The sequence below is a fragment of the Paenibacillus diazotrophicus genome (assembly GCF_042610465.1).
Genome location: NZ_JBGJZN010000002.1, coordinates 560561 through 583413 on the forward strand (window position 1 = coordinate 560561; position 22853 = coordinate 583413).

Annotated in this window: 16 protein-coding genes; 14 read left to right on the forward strand and 2 right to left on the reverse strand. The window is 48.3% G+C overall.

Annotated elements, in window-relative coordinates:
- Window positions 1–143: 143 nt before the first annotated feature.
- Both ACAN54_RS13850 and ACAN54_RS13855 read left to right on the forward strand, forming a co-directional pair.
- Window positions 144–1043 carry an alpha/beta hydrolase fold domain-containing protein gene (locus ACAN54_RS13850; RefSeq protein WP_379155627.1) on the forward strand — a complete coding sequence of 300 codons (900 nt, stop codon included), beginning with the start codon at window positions 144–146 and terminating at the stop codon, window positions 1041–1043.
- A gap of 11 nt (window positions 1044–1054) precedes the next feature.
- The gene (locus ACAN54_RS13855; protein WP_379155630.1) at window positions 1055–1477 is read left to right on the forward strand and encodes a DUF3237 family protein; all 423 of its coding nucleotides are present in this window, start codon (window positions 1055–1057) and stop codon (window positions 1475–1477) included.
- Window positions 1478–1672: 195 nt separating this feature from the next.
- Here ACAN54_RS13855 and ACAN54_RS13860 read toward each other — a convergent pair whose 3' ends face one another.
- Window positions 1673–2818, reverse strand: a complete 1146-nt coding sequence (locus tag ACAN54_RS13860) for a family 8 glycosyl hydrolase (protein WP_379155633.1) — start codon at window positions 2816–2818, stop codon at window positions 1673–1675.
- A gap of 263 nt (window positions 2819–3081) precedes the next feature.
- Here ACAN54_RS13860 and ACAN54_RS13865 point away from each other — a divergent pair, with 263 nt between their 5' ends.
- The 11 genes from ACAN54_RS13865 to ACAN54_RS13915 all read left to right on the forward strand — a co-directional run bounded on the left by ACAN54_RS13865 (window position 3082) and on the right by ACAN54_RS13915 (window position 19860).
- Window positions 3082–4509, forward strand: coding sequence for a family 43 glycosylhydrolase (locus tag ACAN54_RS13865; RefSeq protein ID WP_379155636.1), 1428 nt, complete (start codon window positions 3082–3084; stop codon window positions 4507–4509).
- Between the two features lie 125 nt (window positions 4510–4634).
- Window positions 4635–6881 carry a glycoside hydrolase family 95 protein gene (locus ACAN54_RS13870; RefSeq protein WP_379155639.1) on the forward strand — a complete coding sequence of 749 codons (2247 nt, stop codon included), beginning with the start codon at window positions 4635–4637 and terminating at the stop codon, window positions 6879–6881.
- A gap of 155 nt (window positions 6882–7036) precedes the next feature.
- A complete protein-coding gene (locus ACAN54_RS13875) occupies window positions 7037–8707 on the forward strand; it encodes a type 2 periplasmic-binding domain-containing protein (protein ID WP_379155642.1) in 1671 nt (556 codons plus the stop codon).
- Between the two features lie 98 nt (window positions 8708–8805).
- Window positions 8806–9792 (forward strand): ABC transporter permease, encoded by a 987-nt coding sequence (locus tag ACAN54_RS13880; protein WP_379155644.1) that lies wholly within the window; start codon window positions 8806–8808, stop codon window positions 9790–9792.
- 14 nt (window positions 9793–9806) lie between these two features.
- The gene (locus ACAN54_RS13885) at window positions 9807–10718 is read left to right on the forward strand and encodes a carbohydrate ABC transporter permease (protein WP_379155647.1); all 912 of its coding nucleotides are present in this window, start codon (window positions 9807–9809) and stop codon (window positions 10716–10718) included.
- A 132-nt stretch (window positions 10719–10850) separates the two neighbouring features.
- The gene (locus tag ACAN54_RS13890) at window positions 10851–12377 is read left to right on the forward strand and encodes a response regulator transcription factor (RefSeq protein WP_379155651.1); all 1527 of its coding nucleotides are present in this window, start codon (window positions 10851–10853) and stop codon (window positions 12375–12377) included.
- 26 nt (window positions 12378–12403) lie between these two features.
- On the forward strand, window positions 12404–14212 hold the full coding sequence (locus ACAN54_RS13895) for a sensor histidine kinase (protein WP_379155654.1): 1809 nt from the start codon (window positions 12404–12406) through the stop codon (window positions 14210–14212).
- A complete protein-coding gene (locus ACAN54_RS13900; RefSeq protein ID WP_379155657.1) occupies window positions 14205–15731 on the forward strand; it encodes a response regulator in 1527 nt (508 codons plus the stop codon). The genes ACAN54_RS13895 and ACAN54_RS13900 overlap by 8 nt, the downstream gene beginning before the upstream one ends.
- Before the next feature lie 96 nt (window positions 15732–15827).
- Window positions 15828–16847 carry an endo-1,4-beta-xylanase gene (locus ACAN54_RS13905; protein ID WP_379155660.1) on the forward strand — a complete coding sequence of 340 codons (1020 nt, stop codon included), beginning with the start codon at window positions 15828–15830 and terminating at the stop codon, window positions 16845–16847.
- 42 nt (window positions 16848–16889) lie between these two features.
- Window positions 16890–18317, forward strand: coding sequence for a glycoside hydrolase family 43 protein (locus ACAN54_RS13910; RefSeq protein ID WP_379155663.1), 1428 nt, complete (start codon window positions 16890–16892; stop codon window positions 18315–18317).
- Between the two features lie 28 nt (window positions 18318–18345).
- Window positions 18346–19860 (forward strand): glycoside hydrolase family 43 protein, encoded by a 1515-nt coding sequence (locus ACAN54_RS13915; RefSeq protein WP_379155666.1) that lies wholly within the window; start codon window positions 18346–18348, stop codon window positions 19858–19860.
- Window positions 19861–20011: 151 nt separating this feature from the next.
- Here ACAN54_RS13915 and ACAN54_RS13920 read toward each other — a convergent pair whose 3' ends face one another.
- On the reverse strand, window positions 20012–20803 hold the full coding sequence (locus ACAN54_RS13920) for a helix-turn-helix transcriptional regulator (RefSeq protein ID WP_379155669.1): 792 nt from the start codon (window positions 20801–20803) through the stop codon (window positions 20012–20014).
- Between the two features lie 249 nt (window positions 20804–21052).
- On the opposite strand from ACAN54_RS13920, the gene ACAN54_RS13925 reads away from it, so the two are divergent.
- Window positions 21053–22801, forward strand: coding sequence for a family 43 glycosylhydrolase (locus ACAN54_RS13925; protein WP_379155672.1), 1749 nt, complete (start codon window positions 21053–21055; stop codon window positions 22799–22801).
- The last annotated feature ends 52 nt before the right edge of the window (window positions 22802–22853 follow it).

The following is a 22853-nucleotide window of genomic DNA, read 5'->3' on the forward strand; positions in this document are numbered from 1 at the left end:
TTGTCTTCGGATGAGTTGCTTTTGTTTATATGTAGCGGTATATGAGTTGACTATCGTAATACTATTTCCTACACGAATATGATACTCTACTTGATAGAGATGGATTTAGAACTGCTACTATTACATACAAGGAGATGTTGCTAGTGGATCCTAAAGCAGCCGATATCGCAGCCCATGAAACCCCTGAAGGAACACAGATTCTGTATGGGGATTATGCAGAAGGAGGCTCCTATTATTCTTGTACGTACCGCCCTGATGTAGTGTATGCAACATACGGCGAATTGGACAGAAAACTGCAGATTATTGCTCCAAGCCGCAGTGGATATAAATTTCCTCTTATCGTCTTTATCCAAGGTTCTGCATGGAGAAAACAGGATGTATATTCCGGCATTCCTAATCTCTCTTATCTTGCTGCAAAGGGATATGTGGTTGCCAGTGTAGAAATAAGGGACACGGATATTGCCCGTTTTCCGGCTGCCGTTGAGGATGTGAAATGTGCGATCCGTTTCATGCGTAAGCATGCAGAGGAGTACGGTATTGATGTAGACCGGGTAGCGGTATGGGGGGATTCATCAGGCGGACACCTCTCTTTAATGACAGGACTTACCATGGGTGAGTATGATAATGGTCTTTACAGTGAGCAGTCAGACGAAGTCAGCGCAGTTATCGATTATTATGGGGTCACGGATCTGCTGACCTTAGGGAAGTATAATCATATTCTGGACCATGATGCAGCCGATTCTCCTGAAGCCTTGTTGATTGGCGGTAAAGTAAAGGAACATACAGAACTGGCAAAGAAGGCGAGCCCTTTACATCAGAATTTTGATAAAGCGCTTCCGCCATTTTTGATCGTGCATGGAGACAGTGACCATGTTGTACATATTAACCAGAGTATAGAGATGTACAAAGCTTTGAAAGCGCATGGTCAGAACGTTTTATTTTATAAGGTGGCAGGCGCAGATCACGGACCCGGCTTCTGGAGTCCTCAGGTGCTTGACATTACAGCGAAATTTTTATCTGCTCACTTACACCGGCCGCGCTGAGGAGGAAACGTATGGAATTTGAGAAAGTACTCACTGTACATGTGAAAATAGAGAAAACGTCCGAATTAAGCAACAATGATGGTGATTCCGTAGTCATGATTTCTTTCACAGGCACGGTGACGGGAAAGTATTTCGAAGGAATCGTTCTTGAAGGTGGGGTAGATACTCAAATCATCGGGAGATTCGGGGACAGACATAGCCTATCGGCAAGGTACATGCTGGAAGGAAAGGACTATACCGGGCAGCCCTGCAAAATCTATATTGAAAATAACGGGGATCTCAGCAAGAAGCAGGAAATTGGTTTTTTTCGCACATCCCCCAAAGTGATTACAGATAGCAAGGCATTGTCCTTCCTGAATGGCAGTGTACTGGTTGGGGAAGGGCATTTCACAGAGTCAGGGATTGATATTAGAATATTCAGCGCAATATCCTAATAACGGCTGATCAGGACATATACGCAATCAACTCATGGACATGAATGGGTTGATTTTTTTTATTTATTCAAGAAAAGGCTTTGTTACGTCTTTTTTATCTTGAGCTTTATGCGTGATAAAGGCAAAAAAAATCACTCCTTAGAAGATGGAAAGCGGTGCTTCCCTTATATCCAAGGAGTGATCTCTAGTTAATATTTATAAATAAATGCGGTAGTTTCCGCTCAGTGCCAGCAAGCTGAAGAAGTATAGGCAGTTGTCGTAATACCGGCGGTCACCGGTACGAAGCGGAGTATTCCAGAACAGCTTGACGAAGTGGCCGGCATCTGGCCCGTCGGCAGCGAGCGAGGCCATGGCCAGCGTCGACAGAAGGCCAATGGGGTGCAGGGATAGCTCCTCAAAAGGCTGGCCGTCAACAGTGTAGCGCCGGTAATCGCTTATTTCAATATCCCGGAAAAAGGCTTGGATCCGGTTGGACTGTCCCACCTGCCAAGGGTCGCTACGGAACCATTCATAATCAAGCCCGATGTTGGCTGCAACCCGGTAAGAATCACTGAAGAAGTGACGGAAGTCTCCATGCGGCTGGGGTTCAGCAGGAGTTCCGTCATAGTTGGCATATTCGGGAGAAAGGCCGGTAGCCGGATGACATGCTGTTTGTAAATAGGCTCTGCTCTTGGCCGCGGCTTCTTTCCAAAAGGCTCTATCCTGTTCATCTGCTTGCAGGGCAAATAATTCATAGAAATGCGGCAGATGGTAGGAGGGATCACTGAAAGGGGTTTCAGGAATAAATTTAATCAGCTTGGTCGCTGGGTCCCACATTGGATCGCCTTCCCCGTCTTCCCCTTTATGAACACAAGCCCGGAGAATAATTCTGGCCTGCTCGGAATAGTTGAACGGTTCAGCGCCGTCACCCCAACGACTCGAGGCGAAAAACAGCGCCATTGCGAAAAACTCTTCCCCGTCCGGCGCGGGACCGGGCGATAGCCGGGTTCCATCCAGTTTACAGTGCCAGGCAAAATAATCCTTGTAACGGCCTTCTGTATGCTGCATATATACCTTGGCGAACTTCCACAGCCGGTCGAACTCTTCCTTCTTGTCCATTTGAACAGCCATCATCATTCCATACGACATACCTTCTGTCCGCACGTCTGTATTGCCGGTATCTACGATATATCCCTTATCTTCACCCATGGGATGGTAGATCCGTACATCGGGTGCTCCATAGAATAATTCATTCCATGTGTCGTCAAGCTTCTTACGGATCGCTGCTTCCGGCACTCCGTTCTCACTGAACAGGTTTCTGTATTTTTCCGTATAAAAAGAGCCCTCGTTGAAGATTTCCATCATGATCCTCCATTAAATTTGGTTTTTCAAAGCATAACATAACTGGAGGTATAGAAATTAAAGCGTTTTCCTTAATTATTATTGGTGATTAGGATAGGTTATCCACTCCATTAATTCATTCGCATAAGATCTTTCCTAATATCAGAATAGATCAATGTTTTGTGGCTATATGTCATGGACTTCAGTTCATCCGCTTCCTATACTGTAGTGGACGAAGGAGCAATTTATAGACAAATTTAATAAATGACAAGGATGAAACGGCAATGACAAAAAAACAAGGATTAAATCCGTATCTCCCGTCTTGGGAGTACATCCCTGATGGTGAACCGTATGTATTCGAAGGCAGAGTGTATGTATATGGCTCGCATGACCGTTTTAACGGACACGTCTTTTGCTTGAATGACTATGTGTGCTGGTCTGCACCGGAGGATAATCTGGCCGACTGGCGGTATGAGGGTGTGATCTACCAGACTACAGATGACCCGCTTAATCATGAAGGAAACATGTGTCTGTATGCTCCCGATATCACGGTTGGGCCAGACGGGCGGTACTATCTCTACTATGTTCTAGATAAGGTTCCGGTTGTTTCGGTAGCAGTCTGCGATACGCCGGGCGGCAAGTATGAGTTCTACGGCTATGTGAGATATGCCGATGGAACGCGCTTAGGGGAAAGAGAAGGCGACGAGCCGCAGTTTGATCCAGGGGTGCTGACAGAAGGGGAGAAAACCTACCTGTACACCGGCTTCTGTGGCATCAGGGATACATCCAGAAGTGGCGCCATGGCTACGGTGCTTGGCCCGGATATGCTAACTATATTGGAAGAACCGGTATTTGTTGCACCGAGTGAACCCTACAGCAAGGGGAGTGGATTTGAAGGGCACGAATTTTTTGAGGCTCCCTCGATCCGCAAAAAAGGAGATACCTATTATCTTATTTATTCCTCGATTGCTATGCATGAACTCTGTTATGCGACCAGCCAGCATCCCACTAAAGACTTCACGTACCAGGGAGTCATTATAAGCAATTGCGACCTTCATATTGATACGTACAAACCGGCGGACAAGCCGATGTATTATGGTGGCAATAATCATGGCAGTATTGTCGAAATCAATGGGGAGTGGTACATTTTTTATCATCGGCACACCAACGGGACTGCGTTCTGCCGGCAGGGCTGTATCGAGAGGATTGATTTCCGCGGGGACGGAACGATCCCCCAGGTGGAAATTACATCCTGCGGTTCGAACGGTGGCCCGCTTGAAGGCCGGGGAGAATATCCGGCATACCTGGCGTGCCATTTATTCTGTAAGGATGAGGAAATCTATACCGGGGGCTTCGGTCCTTCCGGAGCATGGATGGATAGCCGATTCCCGAAGATTACCCAGGACGGCAGGGATGGGGATGTGGAGATCGGTTATATCGCAAATATGACAGATTCCGCTACCGCCGGGTTTAAATATTTTAATTGCGAGGGAATCCAGAAAGTCAAAATCAAGGTGCGCGGATATTGCAAGGGTGCCTTTGAAGTGAAAACGTCGTGGGACGGACCAGCCCTTGGACGGATACCGGTAAATTCTACGAATGTCTGGAAGGAATACTCCGCTGATATGGCGATTCCGGACGGTGTACAAGCGCTATATTTCACGTATACCGGCAATGGCGGCCCCAGTCTGGCTTCTTTTACTTTGGAATAAACCCATGGAAATCTGATTGGATTGTATTAAAGAAAGCAGCACTCGGGGTATACTCCAGTGTTGCCTTTTTTATCTAGAGAAATATCTAGAACCAACTAAGAAGTCGTTGGAGGAGTGTAACAAACATGACAAGCATGGAGCATAAGCAGCAATTGTGGTACAGACAACAAGCGGAAGAATGGAATGAGGCTTTGCCGATTGGAAACGGGCGGCTCGGCGCTATGATTTTTGGCGGTGTAGCCGAGGAGAAGCTGCAACTTAATGAGGATTCTGTATGGTATGGTGGTCCGCGTGACCGCAACAACGGGGACGCACTGCCTCATTTGAACGAAATTCGTAAGCTGATTTTGGAGGGAAGGCTCCGGGAGGCGGAGGAACTGGCTGCAATGTCGATGGCAGGCCTTCCCGAAGCGCAGCGGCATTATTTGCCGCTTGGAGAACTGCTGCTGTCCTTTGGCGGCCACAGACAGCCGGCCGAAGACTACAGAAGAGAGCTTGATTTGGAGAGCGGCGTGTCCCGGGTTAGATACCGGATCGGCGAGGTTTGGTATACCCGAGAGATGTTTGCAAGCTATCCGGATCAAGTCATTGCCATCCGAATTTCTACCGATAATAAGGATGGGCTTTTCTTGAAGGCCAGGTTTAACCGCCACAACTGGAGATATCTTGAGAAAACAGAGAAGTGGCAGAACAGCGGGCTGGCTATGAATGGTGAATGTGGCGGTAAGGGAGGCAGCTCTTTTGCCGCTGTCTTGAAGGCGGTGACGGAAAACGGCATTTGCCGGACCCTTGGCGAGTATTTGCTTGTGGAAGGTGCAAGCTCGGTTACGTTGCTGCTTGCCGCAGGAACTTCGTTCCGTCACACCGATCCAGAGCTTTACGCAAAAAGACAGTTGGAAAAGGTGAGCCGGGTTCCCTATGAAGAGTTGCTGGCCCGGCATATCTCGGATTACCGTGAATTATTCGGACGTGTGGAGCTGACACTTCCGGAGATCTCACACAAACGTACATTACCAACCGACGAACGGCTGGAACTGTTTCGTAAGGGAGAAGAAGACAACGGACTGATAGCAGCCTATTTCCAGTATGGCCGCTATTTGCTTATCGCCTCCAGCCGCCAAGGCTCCTTGCCCGCGAATCTGCAGGGGATCTGGAATGACAGCTTCACCCCGGCCTGGGACAGCAAATTCACGATCAATATCAACGCACAAATGAATTATTGGCCCGCAGAGATTTGCAACCTGGCTGAATGCCATGAGCCACTGTTTGATCTGATCGAGCGGATGCGGGAGCCAGGGAGGGTCACGGCCAGGGTCATGTACGGCTGCCGGGGATTCACCGCGCATCATAATACCGATATCTGGGCAGATACGGCTCCGCAGGATACCTACCTGCCCGCTTCCTTCTGGCCGCTTGGCGCTGCATGGCTGTGCCTGCATCTTTGGGAGCATTACCAGTTCAGCCAGGATCGTTCTTTTCTGGGGCAGGTGTATGAGACGATGAAGGAGGCGGCCTGGTTCCTGCTTGATTATTTGATAGAAGACGCCGAAGGCCGGCTAATTACCTGCCCGTCCGTTTCCCCTGAGAATACGTACAAACTGCCGGGCGGAGAGTCTGGGGTGCTCTGCGCCGGAGCATCGATGGATTATCAGATTATAGATGCACTGTTTGGAGCCTGCATCCGCAGTGCGGAGATTATCGGCAGGGATGAGGCGTTCCGCGGAGAACTCGCCGCCGCTCTGGAGCGTATTCCCAAACCGCAAATCGGGAAGTATGGCCAGATTCAGGAGTGGATGGAGGATTATGAAGAGGTTGAGCCGGGGCACCGTCACATTTCTCATCTTTTTGCACTTTATCCCGGCGATGCCTTTAGCATGGAGCATACGCCTGAGCTGGCTGAAGCCGCCCGGACGACACTAGAGCGGCGGCTTGCCGGCGGCGGCGGCCACACCGGCTGGAGCCGGGCATGGATCATTAACTTTTGGGCCAGATTGAAGGATCAGGGTGAAGCCTACGCCAACGTACGCGCTCTATTGGAGCATTCTACATTGCCTAACCTGTTTGACAACCACCCTCCGTTTCAGATTGACGGTAATTTTGGAGGAGCGGCGGGGATTGCTGAGATGCTGCTGCAAAGTCATACCGAGACAATCAGGCTGCTACCCGCTTTGCCGCAGTGCTGGAGCAAGGGAAGCGTCAAGGGTCTACGGGCCCGCGGCGGATATACCCTCGATTTTGCCTGGGAGGAAGGTCTGGTTACGGAAGCAGTTGTGACTTGCACGGTGTCGGGTCCTTGCTGCCTGGAGGCTCCCGGTCTTGACTCCATTTCGTTCGCAGGAGAAGCGGGATGCTCTTATATGTTCACCCGTTAGGGATGAATAGGAAGGAACTGTCAGTCGTATTTTTAGGGGGGAAGAACTATAGTTTATGAATTGTAAGCGCATTCTCGAAAGATATAATTATAGATGTCACCAGGTGATTAACAGCAAACAAAAAGCAACTAGCCAAAAAGGGGAGGCATAACAAAATGCATAAAAAGGCAAAACGTTCCGCCCGGGCATTAGCAGTTGGTACATTCGCGCTTGCTCTGGCACTGACAGGCTGTAGTTCAAACAACGCGAACAGCAACACGGCCAATGGGGGAACAACAGCAAGCCCAGCGGCAAATGGAGACGACAATGCTCCGGCAACATTCTCGGTATTTTTGGCCAGTCCCGGGCAGACGCCTACGGAGGACAACAAGATTCTCAAACTGATTAAAGAAAAGACCGGTGTCAGCTTCAAAACGGAGCTTCTGGTGGGTGACCTGCAGCAGAAGCTGGGGGTTATGATTGCCGGAGGAGACTACCCGGACCTTATGTCGGGCGATGACAAATTACTCAATGCCAAAGCATACATTCCGCTTGAAGATTTGATTGAAAAGTATGCTCCTAACCTGAAAAAACATTATGCCGCGGTCTGGAATCAGATCAAGGATGAGACCGACGGACATATCTACGTTTTGCCAAGCTATGGTGTATATCAAGGTAAAATTACCGAACCGACTTACCAGGGACCAGGCTTCTGGCTTCAAAAAGCTGTGCTTGAGGAAATGGGATATCCAACGCCTAAGACTCTGGATGAGTATTTCGATATTATCGCTAAATATAAAGCCAAACACCCGGATATGATCGGATTTGAATCGCTCAACTTCGACTGGCGTGTATTCCCGCTTCAGAATGCTCCTGAGCACTTGGCGGGCCATCCGAATGACGGGGGCGTTATTGTAGACAACAACAAAGCGCAGATTTTTGCCGATAAGGATATTTCCAAGACCTATTATAAGAAGCTTAATGAAATTAACGCTCAAGGTTTGATGGACAAAGAAGCTTTCGTACAAAACTACGACCAGTACCTGGCCAAAATCGCAAGCGGCAAGGTCATCGGTATGTTTGACCAGCACTGGAACTTCCAGGATGGAGAAACCTCTTTGATCTCTCAAGGCAAAAGAGAAAATACGTATATCGGCTTCCCTCTGCTCTATCCGGGCGCTGAGGAATGGTATCGTGACCGCGGAGCGGTCGGCACCAACCGCGGATTAGGGATCTCGATCAATGCCAAGGACCCTGTCCGGATTATCAAATTCTTGGATCAGATGATTACAGAAGATTGGCAGAAAACTCTCCAATGGGGAATCAAAGGCGAAGACTATGAAGTGAAGGAAGACGGCACGTTCTACCGGACACCGGAAGAGCGGGCGAATGCAGATCAAACAAGCTGGCAGTTGGCTAACAAAATCACGACTATGTTTGGTTATATGCCGAAAATTCAAGGTACCTACAGCGACGGGAATGCAGCTGATGCCGGAACTCAGCCGCAGGAATTCTTCGACAGTCTGAAACCTTCTGATCAGAAAATCCTGAAAGCGTATAACAAGAAAACATGGTCCGAATTCTTCAAGGAACCGAAAGAAAATTATATCTACTTCCCTGCTTACTCCATCGTTCTTAAGGACGGTTCGGCAGCCAAGCTTGCGCAGTCCAAGCTGAATGACCTTCAGATCAAATATTTGCCGAAGGCCATTATGGCAAGTCCGGCTGATTTCGAAGGGGTCTGGAAGGATTATGTCGACCATATTCATAAGCTCGACATCAAGGCTTATGAAGACCGGATAAATGAAGGTATCCAACAGCGCATTAAAAACTGGAGTGTGAAGTAGTCGAATTCAAGACTTAGAATGGAGCGGGAAACAGGGTTTCCCGCTCTTCATCAATACGGATGGTTGGGTGAGAATGATCTTACAGGAGGGAAACGCTAATGTCTGATGCCGTACTGGACAAACAGGTCAAAACACAGAAGACCAGAAAACGCAAAGTTGATCCGGAAATCGGTGTAAGTTTAAGCTGGAAGACGCTTAAAATGCAGAAGCAGCTCATTTTTATGTCTGTACCGATTGCCATTTATTTAATTATCTTTAACTATGCTCCCATTTGGGGCTGGGTAATGGCCTTTCAGAACTACCGTCCGGCACTTTCCTTCGCTAAGCAGGAATGGGTTGGCTTGCAGCAGTTCAAATTTCTATTTTCAGATGAGACCTTTATGATGGTGCTGCGCAACACGATCGCCATGAGCTTTATTAACCTTGTGCTTGGTACGGTTACGGCAATCGGTCTGGCCTTGCTGCTAAATGAGATCAAAGTCAAGTTTTTCAAACGTGTTGTTCAATCGATTTCGTATTTGCCGCACTTTTTGTCCTGGGTTATCGCAGCGGGCATCGTTGCCACTTCGCTGTCGATCGATGACGGAATTGTCAATATCGTCTTAATGAAGCTTCACTTAATTAAAGAACCGATTATGTGGCTCAGTGAAGGGAAATATTTCTGGGGCATTATCGGGGCTTCGAACGTGTGGAAAGAGGTAGGCTGGGGTACCATCATTTATCTGGCAGCCATTACCTCGATCGATCCTTCTCTATATGAGGCAGCGTCCATTGACGGCGCCAAACGTTTTCAGAAGATGCGCTATGTCACTCTTCCGGGAATTAAAGCCACATTTGTTATTTTGCTCATTATGAACATTGGACATATTCTGGATGCCGGCTTTGAACTCCAATACTTGCTCGGTAACGGGCTTACTGTGGACTGGTCGCAAACCATTGATATCTTTGTAGTGAAGTATGGTATTTCTATGGGGAATTATTCACTGGCTACGGCGGCAGGGATCTTCAAAACCATCGTCAGTGTCATTCTCGTATTCATCGCAAATTATGTCGCAAAACGCCTCGGCGAAGAGCGATTAGTATAGAGGAGGAAGCCCACATGAAAGCTGTGACGAAAAGTTCAGGCCGCATTGAGCCTGTGGTATTTCATACGATCAATACGATATTTATGCTCTTTGTGGTTGCCATCACGCTCTATCCATTCCTCCACACGATCGCTGTTTCTTTTAATGACGGCAGTGACACTCTTGCCGGTGGAATATATTTCTGGCCCCGTGCCTGGACCATGGAGAACTACAGAGCCGTCTTTATTACAGGGACGATCTACCACGCCGCTTTTATCTCTGTGTCCCGTACGGTGCTCTCAACGTTATTCGGCGTTTTTCTGACTACGATGCTGGCGTATACACTGGCGCAGCAGCAATACATTTTCCGTAAAAAAATAAGTATGCTGTTCATCCTGACTATGTATTTCAATGCCGGACTGATTCCGAATTACTTCCTTATTAAAGAGTTAGGACTGCTTCATAGCTTTATGGTCTATATCCTTCCAAGTTTGGTCAGCGCGTTCAACCTGATTATTCTCCGGACGTATATCCGGTCCCTTCCAGGAAGCCTCACAGAGTCGGCGAAAATCGACGGGGCGGGAGATTTCAGAATCTTCTGGAAAATCATCTTCCCGCTATGTACGCCCGTACTGGCAACGGTTGCTTTGTTCATCGCCGTAGGCGCATGGAACTCCTGGTTTGATACGTTCCTGTACGCATCATCGGATATCAAGCTAAGCACACTGCAATATGAAATGATGAAGCTGCTCGGTTCCACCATGAGCACGAACAACGATCCTTCTGCGCTGGCAGGTAATCAGCACAATCAGATGCAGGCCCTGGTGACACCGGCTTCCATCCGTGCAGCCATCACCATTGTAACTGCCGTGCCAATTTTGTTCGTATACCCTTTTTTGCAGAAGTACTTCGTGGTAGGATTAAACTTGGGTAGTGTTAAAGAATAACTGAATAAATAATATTTAAATGTAATGTATGATAATGAAAACCGTTTCGGCAGCGACCGAAGCGGTTTCTCCTGTTCCACAAGGCTTAGCTCTCTGTAATCCAAAAATTCAGAAATAAAGATGGTGATGCCAATGCTAAAGGTACTGTTTGCCGACGATGAGCCGCTGATGCTTGAAGGATTGCGATTCCTGGTCGACTGGGAGGGACTGGACTTTGAAGTGTGCGGCGAAGCCCTGGATGGCGAAGATGCGCTACAGCTGATTCATAGCACACGGCCTGATTTGGTCATAACCGATGTGCGCATGCCTGTGATCGATGGTCTTGAACTCATTAAGTCATTTGCTGAAAGCGATTTCCAGCCGAAGTTCATCATCTTTAGCGGTTATGCTGACTTTGAGTATGCCAAGGAAGCCCTTAGATACGGTGTGTCCAATTATTTGACCAAACCCTTGGATGAAAGAGAATTGACAGAGGCACTGCAGATTGTAGCCGAACAAATACGCGCTGAGCGCAAGCTTGCATCACGGCAGGAGCTGGTCTCCGCCTTCATACAAGCCGAAACCGTGTCCCGTCTTCTCATGCGGGACAATTCTGCTGAAGAAGCGGAAGAGGCACTGAAGGCGCTGGATATCCATCCGAATTCCCGGATATGTTGCGTATTAGCCCAGGGGGATTCATTCGACAGCCCCCACTTGCGAAGCCAGGTCTATTCCATGAATGCTAAGGAAACGTTACGCAATATATCCGTTCATCCTTTTATGGCCGGAAGCCATAAGCTGGGTTATTTGCTGGTTTCACCGCAGGAAGGTCCGGAGCTTGACCCCGTAATGGTGACAAGCTGGATCAATGAAGTGCGGGCTCCGTATAGCGGCAAGGTTTTGTTCTCGGCCAGTCTGGAGCATTGCGGTACCGCATCTCTGAATGCTGCATATCAAGAAGCGCTGTCGGCTGAACTATGCCGGCCAGATTTGAACAACCGCGAGATCGTTTTCTTTCAGAAGCAAGACAAGGATCAAGTAGCACTGCTTCCGTCAGGGATGAAGAAATCACTGCTCCGATCCGTGACCGAAGGGCAGGTTGATCTATTAAGCTCACAGCTGAGCGATGTATTTAATATTTTCTCGGCGGATAGTACTTCAAGTACATGGATTGATGCTTTCCTGAGTAATATCAAAGCTGAACTGCTCCGCGAAATCGATGTTAGAGGGGGAGATTCCTCAATATGGGCGGGGAAATGGTTTCCATCCCGGGTAACCGCTTGCTGTCTGGCGCTGTTTGAGCGGCAGACGAAAGAGGATTTGCATGAAGTTGCCGAATGGTTCGCCACCTTGGACAATAATCAGGAGGACCTGCTCGTTACAGCGGCGATGGACTATGTCCGTGAGCACTATAAGGAGAAGCTGAAGCTTCAGGACATTGCGAAGCATTTACATGTGAATTCTGCTTATCTGGGACAACGGATTAAGAAACGTTATGGCATTTCTTTTAACGATTTTCTTCATGAATACCGGATTGAAAAAGCCAAGAAACTGCTGCGACAGACGGATATGTGCATTTCAGATATCTCCGGGCGTGTGGGCTATTCGGATGCGGATTTGTTCGCCGCCAAGTTCAAAGCGCTGAATGGCATCTCACCTTCGGTGTACAAGAAGGGCTAATTCAAGGAGAAGAGGAGGGGAGCAGCATGAAGGGCAAAGGAAAACCATCAGCCATCGTTAATGACATCCCGCTCAAATACAAATTCCTATTCATCTATTTGCTATGCGTTCTTGTCCCTATACTCAGCATTAATGCCCTCTTCTATGTTCAGATTAGCCGTAACGTGGATGCACGTGAAAGAGAGAATCTTGAAATTTCTGTAGACCGTGTGGTCTATGACCTCATGCAAATCGTGAATGAGTGTGTGGCGATAAGCAACACGGTGGCTGCGGACCGGGCTTACAATGAAATCATGGATTCTACCTATCCGGATAACGAATCTTATTATGATGCCTACAATAGTGTTCTGAGGGATAAGATGTGGCAATATAACAACCTGCATTCCTATATTTATTGGATGGGCGTGTATACTACAAATCCAACGATTCAGAACGGCGGCAGTTACTTTATTTTGTCAGACAGCGATAAGAAGAGTGAATGGTACCGCAAAATAACCGGTGGCTCGGACAAGGTGCTGTTAACCTCTTATCAGGGGACTAACCCGCTCAATCCGCCCCAGCAGGAAGTGTTTGTCAGCCTTATCCGCAAGCTGGATAACTTTACGGGACAGCCCTACCAGAAGTATTTGCGAATCGATCTGAGGTTGAACAATGTGCAAGAGCTGTTCAAGAAGGAACACGACTATTTGCAGTTCAAGCTTCTGGATGAGAAGAACCGTGTGGTGCTGGAATCGGATCATTCCTATTATTCAATGGATAAAGACGTATTATTAAACGTGGACACGGGTGACAGTCAATCGTCCAAGCAGATTGTCCGTACTCTGGGCACTGCAGGATATACGAAAGGCTGGAGGCTGATCGGAACTCCGGAAGGCAGAGTAGTCAATCATGAGATGAGCCGTGCGCTGAGGGTGTCCCTGATTATCGCTGTACTGACCGTAATTATTCCTACCTTGTTGATCATTGTGATTATACGATCCTATAATCTGAGGGTGAGATTGCTCTACAGACATATGAAGCTTGTGAAATATGAACAGTTCGAGAGCATTGACATGTATGAGGGGAAGGACGAAATCGGCGGTCTCATCCGCAGCTTTAATCTGATGACAGAGAAAATCCGCAATTTGATCAATGATGTATATAAGCTGGAAATTCAGAAAAAGGACCTTGAGCTCGAGCGGGTAAGAGCCGAATTGAACTATTTGGAAAGTCAGGTGGACCCGCATTTCCTCTTTAATACACTGAACGCCATATTGGTCATTTGTAAGAAATACAAGTATGAAGAGGTCACCGATGTGATCCGGAATCTGGCTCTTATTATGCGCAGGCTGCTAAGCTGGAAGGACGATCTGATTACTATCGAAGAAGAAATATCTTTCATTGAGATGTATCTTCAGATTGAAAAGTTCCGCTTCCAGAGCCGGTTCACTTACGACATTGATATTGACCCTTCTGTGCTGAATTGCCGGATTCCAAAAATGAGCGTACAGGCACTGGTGGAGAATTCCTGCAAGCATGGTTTGCAGTCGGTCAAAGGACCGAGGAAGATTCATGTGTCTGCTTTCAGGAACGACACAGATCTATTCATTTCTGTAACGGACAACGGAAAGGGAATGGATGAGGATAAGTTGAAATGGATCGAGTGCCACTTGCATTCGGAGCAAGACTCCGGTAAAAATATCGGTCTCCGAAATGTCTACAAACGTCTGATGATGTATTATGACAGCAGATCTACATTTACCATTCAGAGTACCGAGTATGAACAGACGGCGATTACCATTCAAATTCCGATAGACTTGGCATTGGACCCAAAAGTGGAGGAATCCCATGTTTAAAGTGGTTTTAGCTGATGATGAGACGATTGCTTTAGAGGGACTGAGAACGTTGACCGATTGGGAGGAGCTGGGCTTCGAAATCTGCGGAGTATGCGAGAACGGGGAAGATGCGTTAAGCGCAGTGGAGGAATGTTCTCCAGACCTTGTGATCACAGATATCCGCATGCCTGGTATCGATGGATTGGAGCTAATCAAGCACGTACGCCAGCTGGATATGGAGCAACCCCTATTTATCGTTCTCAGCGGTTACGGCGAGTTTGAATACGCACGGACAGCAATCCGGTATGGCGTAAGACACTACTTACTGAAGCCTGTCATTGAAGCCGAATGGGAGACGGCGCTTGCTGACATTGCGGACGAGCTGGAAAAGCGTGTTAAACACAAGATGCAGCAGGACATGCTGGCGAACCGGCTTCTTCCCGTTGCGATCGCCCGTATGCTTGAAGGGCAGTGGGCGGAGCCGGAAGAGGAGATAGCTGAGCAAATGGACCGTCTGGACGAGGCTGTTTCCGGGTGGACTTATATACATGTGGATGGTCCCAAAAGCAATATCACAGAAATCTGCCGGAAGTTGGCCGGATCGGTGGGCGCTTTATCTATAGATTTACCCGGTGATCAGGCGGGGCTTGTCGTGGAGAATTCAACATCTGCAGCGGAGCTGGCAAGGCGGGTGTATACCGAATTGTCACGGAACAGCAGCGTGAAGGGGTCTGTGAGCATAGGGCCAAGTGTGCAGTCTCTACGGGAGCTGCCCGTATCTTACATGTTGGCAGCAGGGGCTGCCGCCCGCCATGTTTTTTATTCAGAAGCAAGCGGACCTATTGATACTGCCATGGATGCACAGAACCAGCTTAGCTATAAGCTTCCTTCTGCTGATCTGACAGAGGAACTGATAGGCGCAGTCGAGAGATTACAGGCACAGAAAGCGTGGGACAAACTGAGTGAAATGTTCAGAGGGTTTGAACAGAATAGAACCGCGCCTGAAGTTGTACAGATGACAAGCATCGACATCATGCTGAAAAGTATGGAGCTTGTGAAGGAGTTCGGAGGGAAAGCAGAGCAGTGGAGTGACTCTTTTGAATTTTTTAAAACCGAGCCGAAGTCGCTCACAGTGCTGGAAGGCATCCTTAGGGACTTGTTGAATTCATGCATGGAATATATCAGGCAGCATAAGGAACGCGGATCCGAGCATCCGCTGATACAGGTGGAATATTTCTTGAAGGATAATTATTACAAGCCCTTAACTGTAAAAGAAATCGCGGAGCATTTTTATATCAATCCGGTATACCTTGGCCAGGCCTTTATTAAAAAGAATGGTATCAGCATCCTTGAATATATTCATAATTTGCGCATTGAACAAGCCAAGAAGCGGCTGATAGAAACGGGCGAGACGGTTAGGAAGATTGCAGAGAATGTGGGTTATGTTCATTACCATCATTTTTTAAGAGAGTTTGAAAAACGAACGGCACTGAAACCAGTAGCTTACCGCAACCAGGCAGAAGCTGGGGCTGAAGAATGATGGGTATCCTTCTTTAGTATAGTAATGGTAAACGCATACAAAAGCGATATCATAGACTTAACTGTTATCTATATTCACAATAGGAGGTTATCGATGATGGCACAGACAGATAACGGGTTACCCGCATTGCATGAAGTGTTCCGGGACGCCTTCAAAATTGGCGCAGCGCTCAGCATGGACGTTTTATCTGCACAAGCCTCTTTCATTGCTAAACATTTCAACAGTATTACAGCCGAGAATGTGATGAAGCCGGAGGAGGTTCAGCCCCGGGAAGGAATCTACACCTTCGATGCAGCCGACCGTATTTTTGAATTCGCGAAGGCCAATCAAATCGTAGTCCGGGGCCATACCCTTCTCTGGCATAATCAGACAGGGGATTGGATGTTCCGTAATTCAGAGGGGGAGCCGTGCACCAGAGAGCAGCTGCTCAGCCGTCTGCAAACCCATATTAACACTGTGGTTGGACGATACCGCGGGCAGGCTTATGCCTGGGATGTGGTTAATGAAGCCATTGAGGATAAATCAGACCAATACCTGAGAAATACGAAATGGTTAGAAATCCTTGGAGAGGACTATCTCCGTATGGCTTTTGAAATGGCCCATCAGGCAGATCCGGACGCTTTGCTGTTCTACAACGATTATAATGAGACCGATCCTGTCAAACGGGACAAAATCTTCAAGCTGGTCCGCAGTTTGCTCGACCAAAATACACCTATTCACGGGATAGGCATGCAGGCACACTGGAACATCTATGGTCCAACCATTGACGAAATCCGCAGTGCACTTGAGCTATATGCTTCTCTTGGCCTAAGAATCCACATTACGGAGCTTGATCTCTCCATGTTCCGGTTTGAAGATCAACGGACTGATTTGAAAGCGCCAACAGTAGAGATGCTGAAGCTTCAGGAGGAACGGTATGCAGAGATTTTTGCTGCTCTGCTTGAATACAGAAAGGTCATTGATTCTGTTACATTCTGGGGCGTAGCTGATGACTATACCTGGCTGGACGGCTTCCCGGTCCGCGGGCGTAAAAACTGGCCGTTTTTGTTTGACGTACATCATCAGCCCAAAGCTTCGTTCGGTCGGCTTGCCGATCTGGCTGCATCGAAGTTATAACACTTGATAAATTCAGGGAAATCCCAAAATGGAGGACATCTTATGACATTTCAATTCAATCAAGCAATAGGAAAAGTTCCACCCAACGGTAATCCGGTGGTTGCAAATCGGTATGGGGCCGACCCGTATGCCCTGGTATACGGAGATCGCGTCTATTTGTACATGACCCATGACGCGCTGGAGTATGACGAGAACGGTGTGGTAAAAGAAAACACATACAGTAGTATCAATAAGATTGCGTTAATCTCCTCTGACGATTTAGTCAACTGGACCGATCATGGTGAAATTGCGGTAGCAGGGCCGGATGGGGCGGCCAAGTGGGCTACCCAGTCTTGGGCACCTGCAGCAGTCCACAAGGTAATCGAAGGCATGGATAAATTCTTTCTGTACTTCGCCAATAATGCCAGCGGTATCGGCGTTCTGACGAGTGACAGCCCAACGGGACCATGGGTTGACCCTATTGGGGAGGCACTTATTTTGCGTTCAACCCCGGGAGTGGAGGATGTAACCTGGCTGTTCGACCCGGCGGTTCTGGTTGATGATGATGGTAAGGGTTACATTTATTTCGGGGGCGGAGTACCGGAAGGGAAAGACGCGGAACCGGGTACAGCACGGGTGATGAAGCTGGGAGAGGACATGACCAGTGTTGAGGGAACTGCGGAGGTTATTCCCGCCCCGTTCATGTTCGAGGATGCCGGCATACATAAACGGGAAGGCATCTATTACTATACCTACTGTTCAAATTTCTATGATGGGGAACGTCCGGCTGGCAGCCCTCCTGCGGGTGAGATTGCATATATGACGAGCGACAAACCCATGGGTCCCTGGACTTATCATGAGACGATATTAAAGAATCCGGGACATTTTTTCGGAGTGTCTGGCAATAACCATCATGCGATTTTTCAATTTCATGACGAATGGTATATCGCCTATCACGCACAAACCTTGTCCAAAGCACAGGGGATTGCGAACGGCTACCGTTCTACGCATCTTAACCGCCTTTTTCATAACGGGGATGGGTCCATTCGGGAGGTTGAAGCAGACTATCAAGGGGTGCAGCAATTCAAACCTTTAAGCCCGTATCAACCAGTGCAGGCAGTGACAATGGGATGGAGCGCAGGTATCCAGACGGAATTCGAGACAGCTGTGGGGGAAAGACTTGTAACCGAGATTGACAATGGCGATTGGATCGGATTAGCCGGAGTCGAATTCGGAAGCAAAGGTGCCAAAGCATTTAGTGCGGATATCATGAGCCTTGAGGGCGGCGGTGCGATTGAACTACATCTGGATGACCCGGCAGGTCCAATCATTGGCGAACTGCCTGTTCCCGCCGCAAACGGGCCGGAGAATCAGATGGAGTTAAAGACGGAGGTTAACGGTGTGCAAGGAACCCATGACCTGTATCTGGTGTTTACAGGAAAAACAGGGATTCCACTATTCAAGCTTGTGTCCTGGAGGTTTATAGAATAGATCATTTAATCCAAGGGAGGGCAATTCAGTGAATACTGCTACTATAACCAATCCTATTATGTGGGCAGATGTTCCGGATGTAGACGTCATCCGGGTTGGCCCTACATTCTATATGGTCAGCACAAGTATGCATGTCATGCCGGGCTGTCCGATTATGAAATCAGTAAATCTAATGGATTGGGAAATTGTAAATTATGTATATGATACCTTTGAGGATAACGATGCCCACCGGCTGCTCGACGGAAAAGGGATTTATGGAAAGGGTTCCTGGGCGGCATCGCTCCGCTGCAAGGATGGGGTATTCTACGTCTGTTTTTCATCCAATGACATGAACCGGTTCTATATCTACCACACGGAGGATATTGAGCATGGAACATGGGAGCGTTCGGTAATCCCGGGTCTTCACCATGACCCGGGCTTGCTGCTGGATGACGACAGACGCAATTATGTGATCTACGGTAATGGTGATATCTATATTAAGGAGCTGACGGAAGATCTTACGGCCGTGAAGCCGGGGGAAACCGATCAACTGCTGCTCGAAGGCGAACGGAGAGATATGATTCTGCGGATCGAAGGCTGTCATGCGTACAAGCTGAACGGTTATTACTATTTGTTCTTTATTGAATGGCCGAGAACCGGAAATATGCGCAGACGTCAAGTCTGCTACCGTTCGCGCGGGCTTCTGGGTCCCTACGAACGGAAAGTGATTCTGGATCATGACCTGGGCTACCATAATAATGGTGTAGCCCAAGGCGGTATTGTTGATACCCCGGATCACGATTGGTATGCTGTGCTGTTCCAGGATCATGATGCTGTCGGGCGGATACCCTGCGTGCTTCCTGTGAGCTGGGAGAACGATTGGCCGGTCATCGGGAGTAAAGGCTCCGCACATCAAGTGGTTGAGACAAAACTTCCAGTCGCAGAACCGAAATCTCTTGTAATCAGCGATGAGTTCGACTATGCGACTAACCGGCTGGCCTTGAACTGGCAGTGGAATCATAATCCTGACCCTGGGCTGTGGTCTGTGACAGAGCGGCCGGGCCATCTGAGGCTCCGCACCGGTCAAATCACGGACAGCATCCTATGTGCACGCAATACGCTGACGCAACGTACGGAAGGCCCGGCCTGCAGCGCAGAGACAGTGCTGGAGATCTTGGGAATGAAGCCCGGTGACCGTGCGGGAATGGTTGCTCTGCAGAATGGGTTTGGTACTGTAAGGATCGCAGCCGGGGAGCCGGGACAGTTCAGGATCGAGATGTGTGTTAACGGCGGCGACGGCTGCGAGGAGACGGTGGAGAGTATCGTGTTCACCGGGGAAAGGGTTTATCTCAAAGTTGAATTCAATTTTGAGGATAGCCTTGACCAGGCGCAGTTCTTTTATTCGACAAACGGGACTGCATGGAATCCAATCGGCAAGACGCTGCATATGAAATTCACGCTGGATCACTTTATGGGGTACAGGATTGGACTGTTCAATTATGCGACTAATCAGTCAGGCGGTTATGCCGATTTCGATTATTTTCATTATCATAGGCTGAATTAGAACAAGGTCTGCAGAGTACAGAGCTTGACCATGCCACAAATTCCAACTCAAAGGGCGGCCGCGTATGGACCGCCCTTTGCGCTCGAAATATGGCTTTACGTTGATCAGGCCGACCGTAAGACTCTGGTTCTGGAGTTGAATGCCGGCACCGCTAAAGTTCAGCCTGGACTATTTGTTCTTTGGAAGCGAGTGTATCGCGGTAGGCACGGGGGGAGTAGCCTGTAAGCTGCCGGAACTGTCTACAGAAATGCTCCACATTGGCATACCCGCAAAGCGCTGCGACCTCGGCAATTTTATGTGGACCGAAGCCAAGCTTTTCTTTGGCCAACCGGATCCGGCAATGAATGACATCCTCCATACAGGAGATCCCAAAGGTGGATTTATATATCGTCTGCAGATAGCCTGCACTGATATGCAGATGCTCAGCCATTAATGAAACGGTCCAAGGATGGCCGGGATTATTGTAAAGAGTCTTCCGCAAGTTCAGGAGATTATAATATTGCGGGCTCAGCTTGTCCTGAGATGCTTCGCACAGCTTATTGAAGATAATTCTAAACAGGTAGTCAATGGAAAGCTCCCGGTAGTCATTCTGAAAAGTATGCTCAAAGGTCAACAGCTGAAACAGCTGATGGCAGTAGCTGGGGTCGGGAAGCGAAAAGGGGACGCCGATGGGTAAAGTGGTTTCTGTAATATAGGACTCGTCCGCATCGAAACGGACCCAGTCGTTAACGTACTTATTGGAACAAGCACGATAATAGATAGTGTGCTTAGGAGGATAAAGAATAACAGAATGGGCCGGATACTCTTTCAATTCTCCGTTCACTTTAAACAACGCCGGAGTTTGTGTGAGCACCAGAAGCCAGGCATCATGGCCATCGGGTATACTGAAGACAAAATCGTCAGGATGAGTAGCATCAAATTCAACATAGTGAATCTTGGGCATCTGTTTCTCCTTTCTTCGGATACATCAATTAATGGACAGGATATATCATTGTATGGGATTTCGAATTTTTCTATAATTTATAATGTGAATTAAGGAACTTTGGGAAAATAACTGAATTACACAAATGAATTACGAATTTATGATCATTAGAAATCATCAATAATGAAGGAAGGTTACTTGTCCATGATACCACAACCAAACACAGATCGGAATGATATCCTTTGTTATACCAGGTTACCTCAGGAGGATATGGTATATGCTCCGAAGCTGGCGTACAGCATGCATTTGGCTTACTGCAGCGACGGAGTTCTTTTTCAGGAATTGAACCATAATTCGGGGGTATTATTCGCGAAGGCGACAGAGAACGAGGACGGTACACTCCGGGCTAAGAGCCTGAAGAATCCGTATCTGTTCCATACCGCTGAGGGAAAGTTCGGGGTGATCGCAATCCGTACAGAAGCTGAAGGGGAAGCCGATGCAGAGAGCAAGGGGAAAGTACTGCTGTTCTCCTCCAGTGATCTGCTGCAATACAAGGAGGTTGGACTGCTGGAGCTTAAGGCGGATACTTTTGTAAGCGATATCTCCTGCGAGTATGATACCGCCCGGGAGGGCTACCTGATCCGCTGGATCGATGAGCTGGGGAACGGTTATCAGAATTTTATAGCCGATATCATGAGTATGAAGGGACTCTCCGCACCAGAAGCGGCGGAGCCGTTTATCCTGGATACAGTGCTCGCCGATATTGAGGGGATTCTGCCGCGCAATTATATATCGGTACCGAATGAAATAGCCCGCAGACTATACGCTAAGCTTACAGTTCCGGCCAACATTGCTATTGAAGTTCCGGACCGCGTGACAGCAGCATCGGAACAGGATGTGAAAGAGATCCGGGCGACGGCTCTGTACAGCGACGGCACCCAAGCGCTAAAAAGGGTGGATTGGAATACGGAGGGAATCCCCTGGGACAAGGCGGGAACCTATAGCATTACCGGTGAAGTCCATCAGGATCATTACCCGTTTCCGATCGCTTTTGACCGTGCAGACCCCTGCATTGCTAAATGGAAAGGGAAGTATTATTTCATTGCCACCAATGATGCGGATCAAAACCACACGCTATATATGCGGGAAGCAGAGACCATCCCTGGATTAGTAGATGCCGAGGAAGCATTGATTCTGGATTCGAATACTTATGAGCAGATCGGCGGGCTGCTCTGGGCGCCGGAGTTTCATATCATTGAAGATGAACTTTATATCTTTCATGCGGCAACACCAGGTGAGTTCCTCTATGAAGAGTCGCATGTCATGAAGTTACGGGCAGAGGGAAATCCGATGTGCGCTGCTGACTGGTCGATGCCTAAGCGTGTAGTAAAGAGGGATGGTACATATCTGTGTGAAGCAGGCAAGACGATTTCCCTCGATATGACCGTGATTCAGTGGAACGGCCAGCATTATGCCGCATGGTCGGAGCGCCAATTCGAGCCTGTCGATCTTGGAGCCTGGATCTATATCGCCACCATCGACCCGCAGGAACCCTGGAAGCTGACGAGTGATCCGGTACTTCTGACGAAACCTGATTACGGGTGGGCCAATAATCATACCTTTGTAGATGAAGGTCCATTCGCTCTCTACACCGAGGACAAATTATTTATGACCTTTGCGAGCGCGGCGGTGGATGCAACCTACGTTGTGGGTCTTCTGACGGCTGACAAGGGTGCGGATTTGCTGGATATACGCAGCTGGACCAAAGGTAATTACCCGCTGCTGACCTCCAGAAGTGTACCGGGAGAATATGGACCGGGCCACAATTCTTATGTTACCGATGAGGATGGAGTCATTTGGAACGCTTACCATGCAAGACCGGGGATTGACGGACCCAGAAGTTCCGGCCTTCGCCGTGTGCATTTTGACATTGACGGCGTTCCGGTCCTGGATCTGACAGAGGATAAAGACCTGAACCAGGATCTGAAAAAAGTATCTATTGAAGTAACCGTAAGATAAACCATCAACGGTGTGTCAAATATACGGAGCTGATCCGTATCCGTCCAGTTAA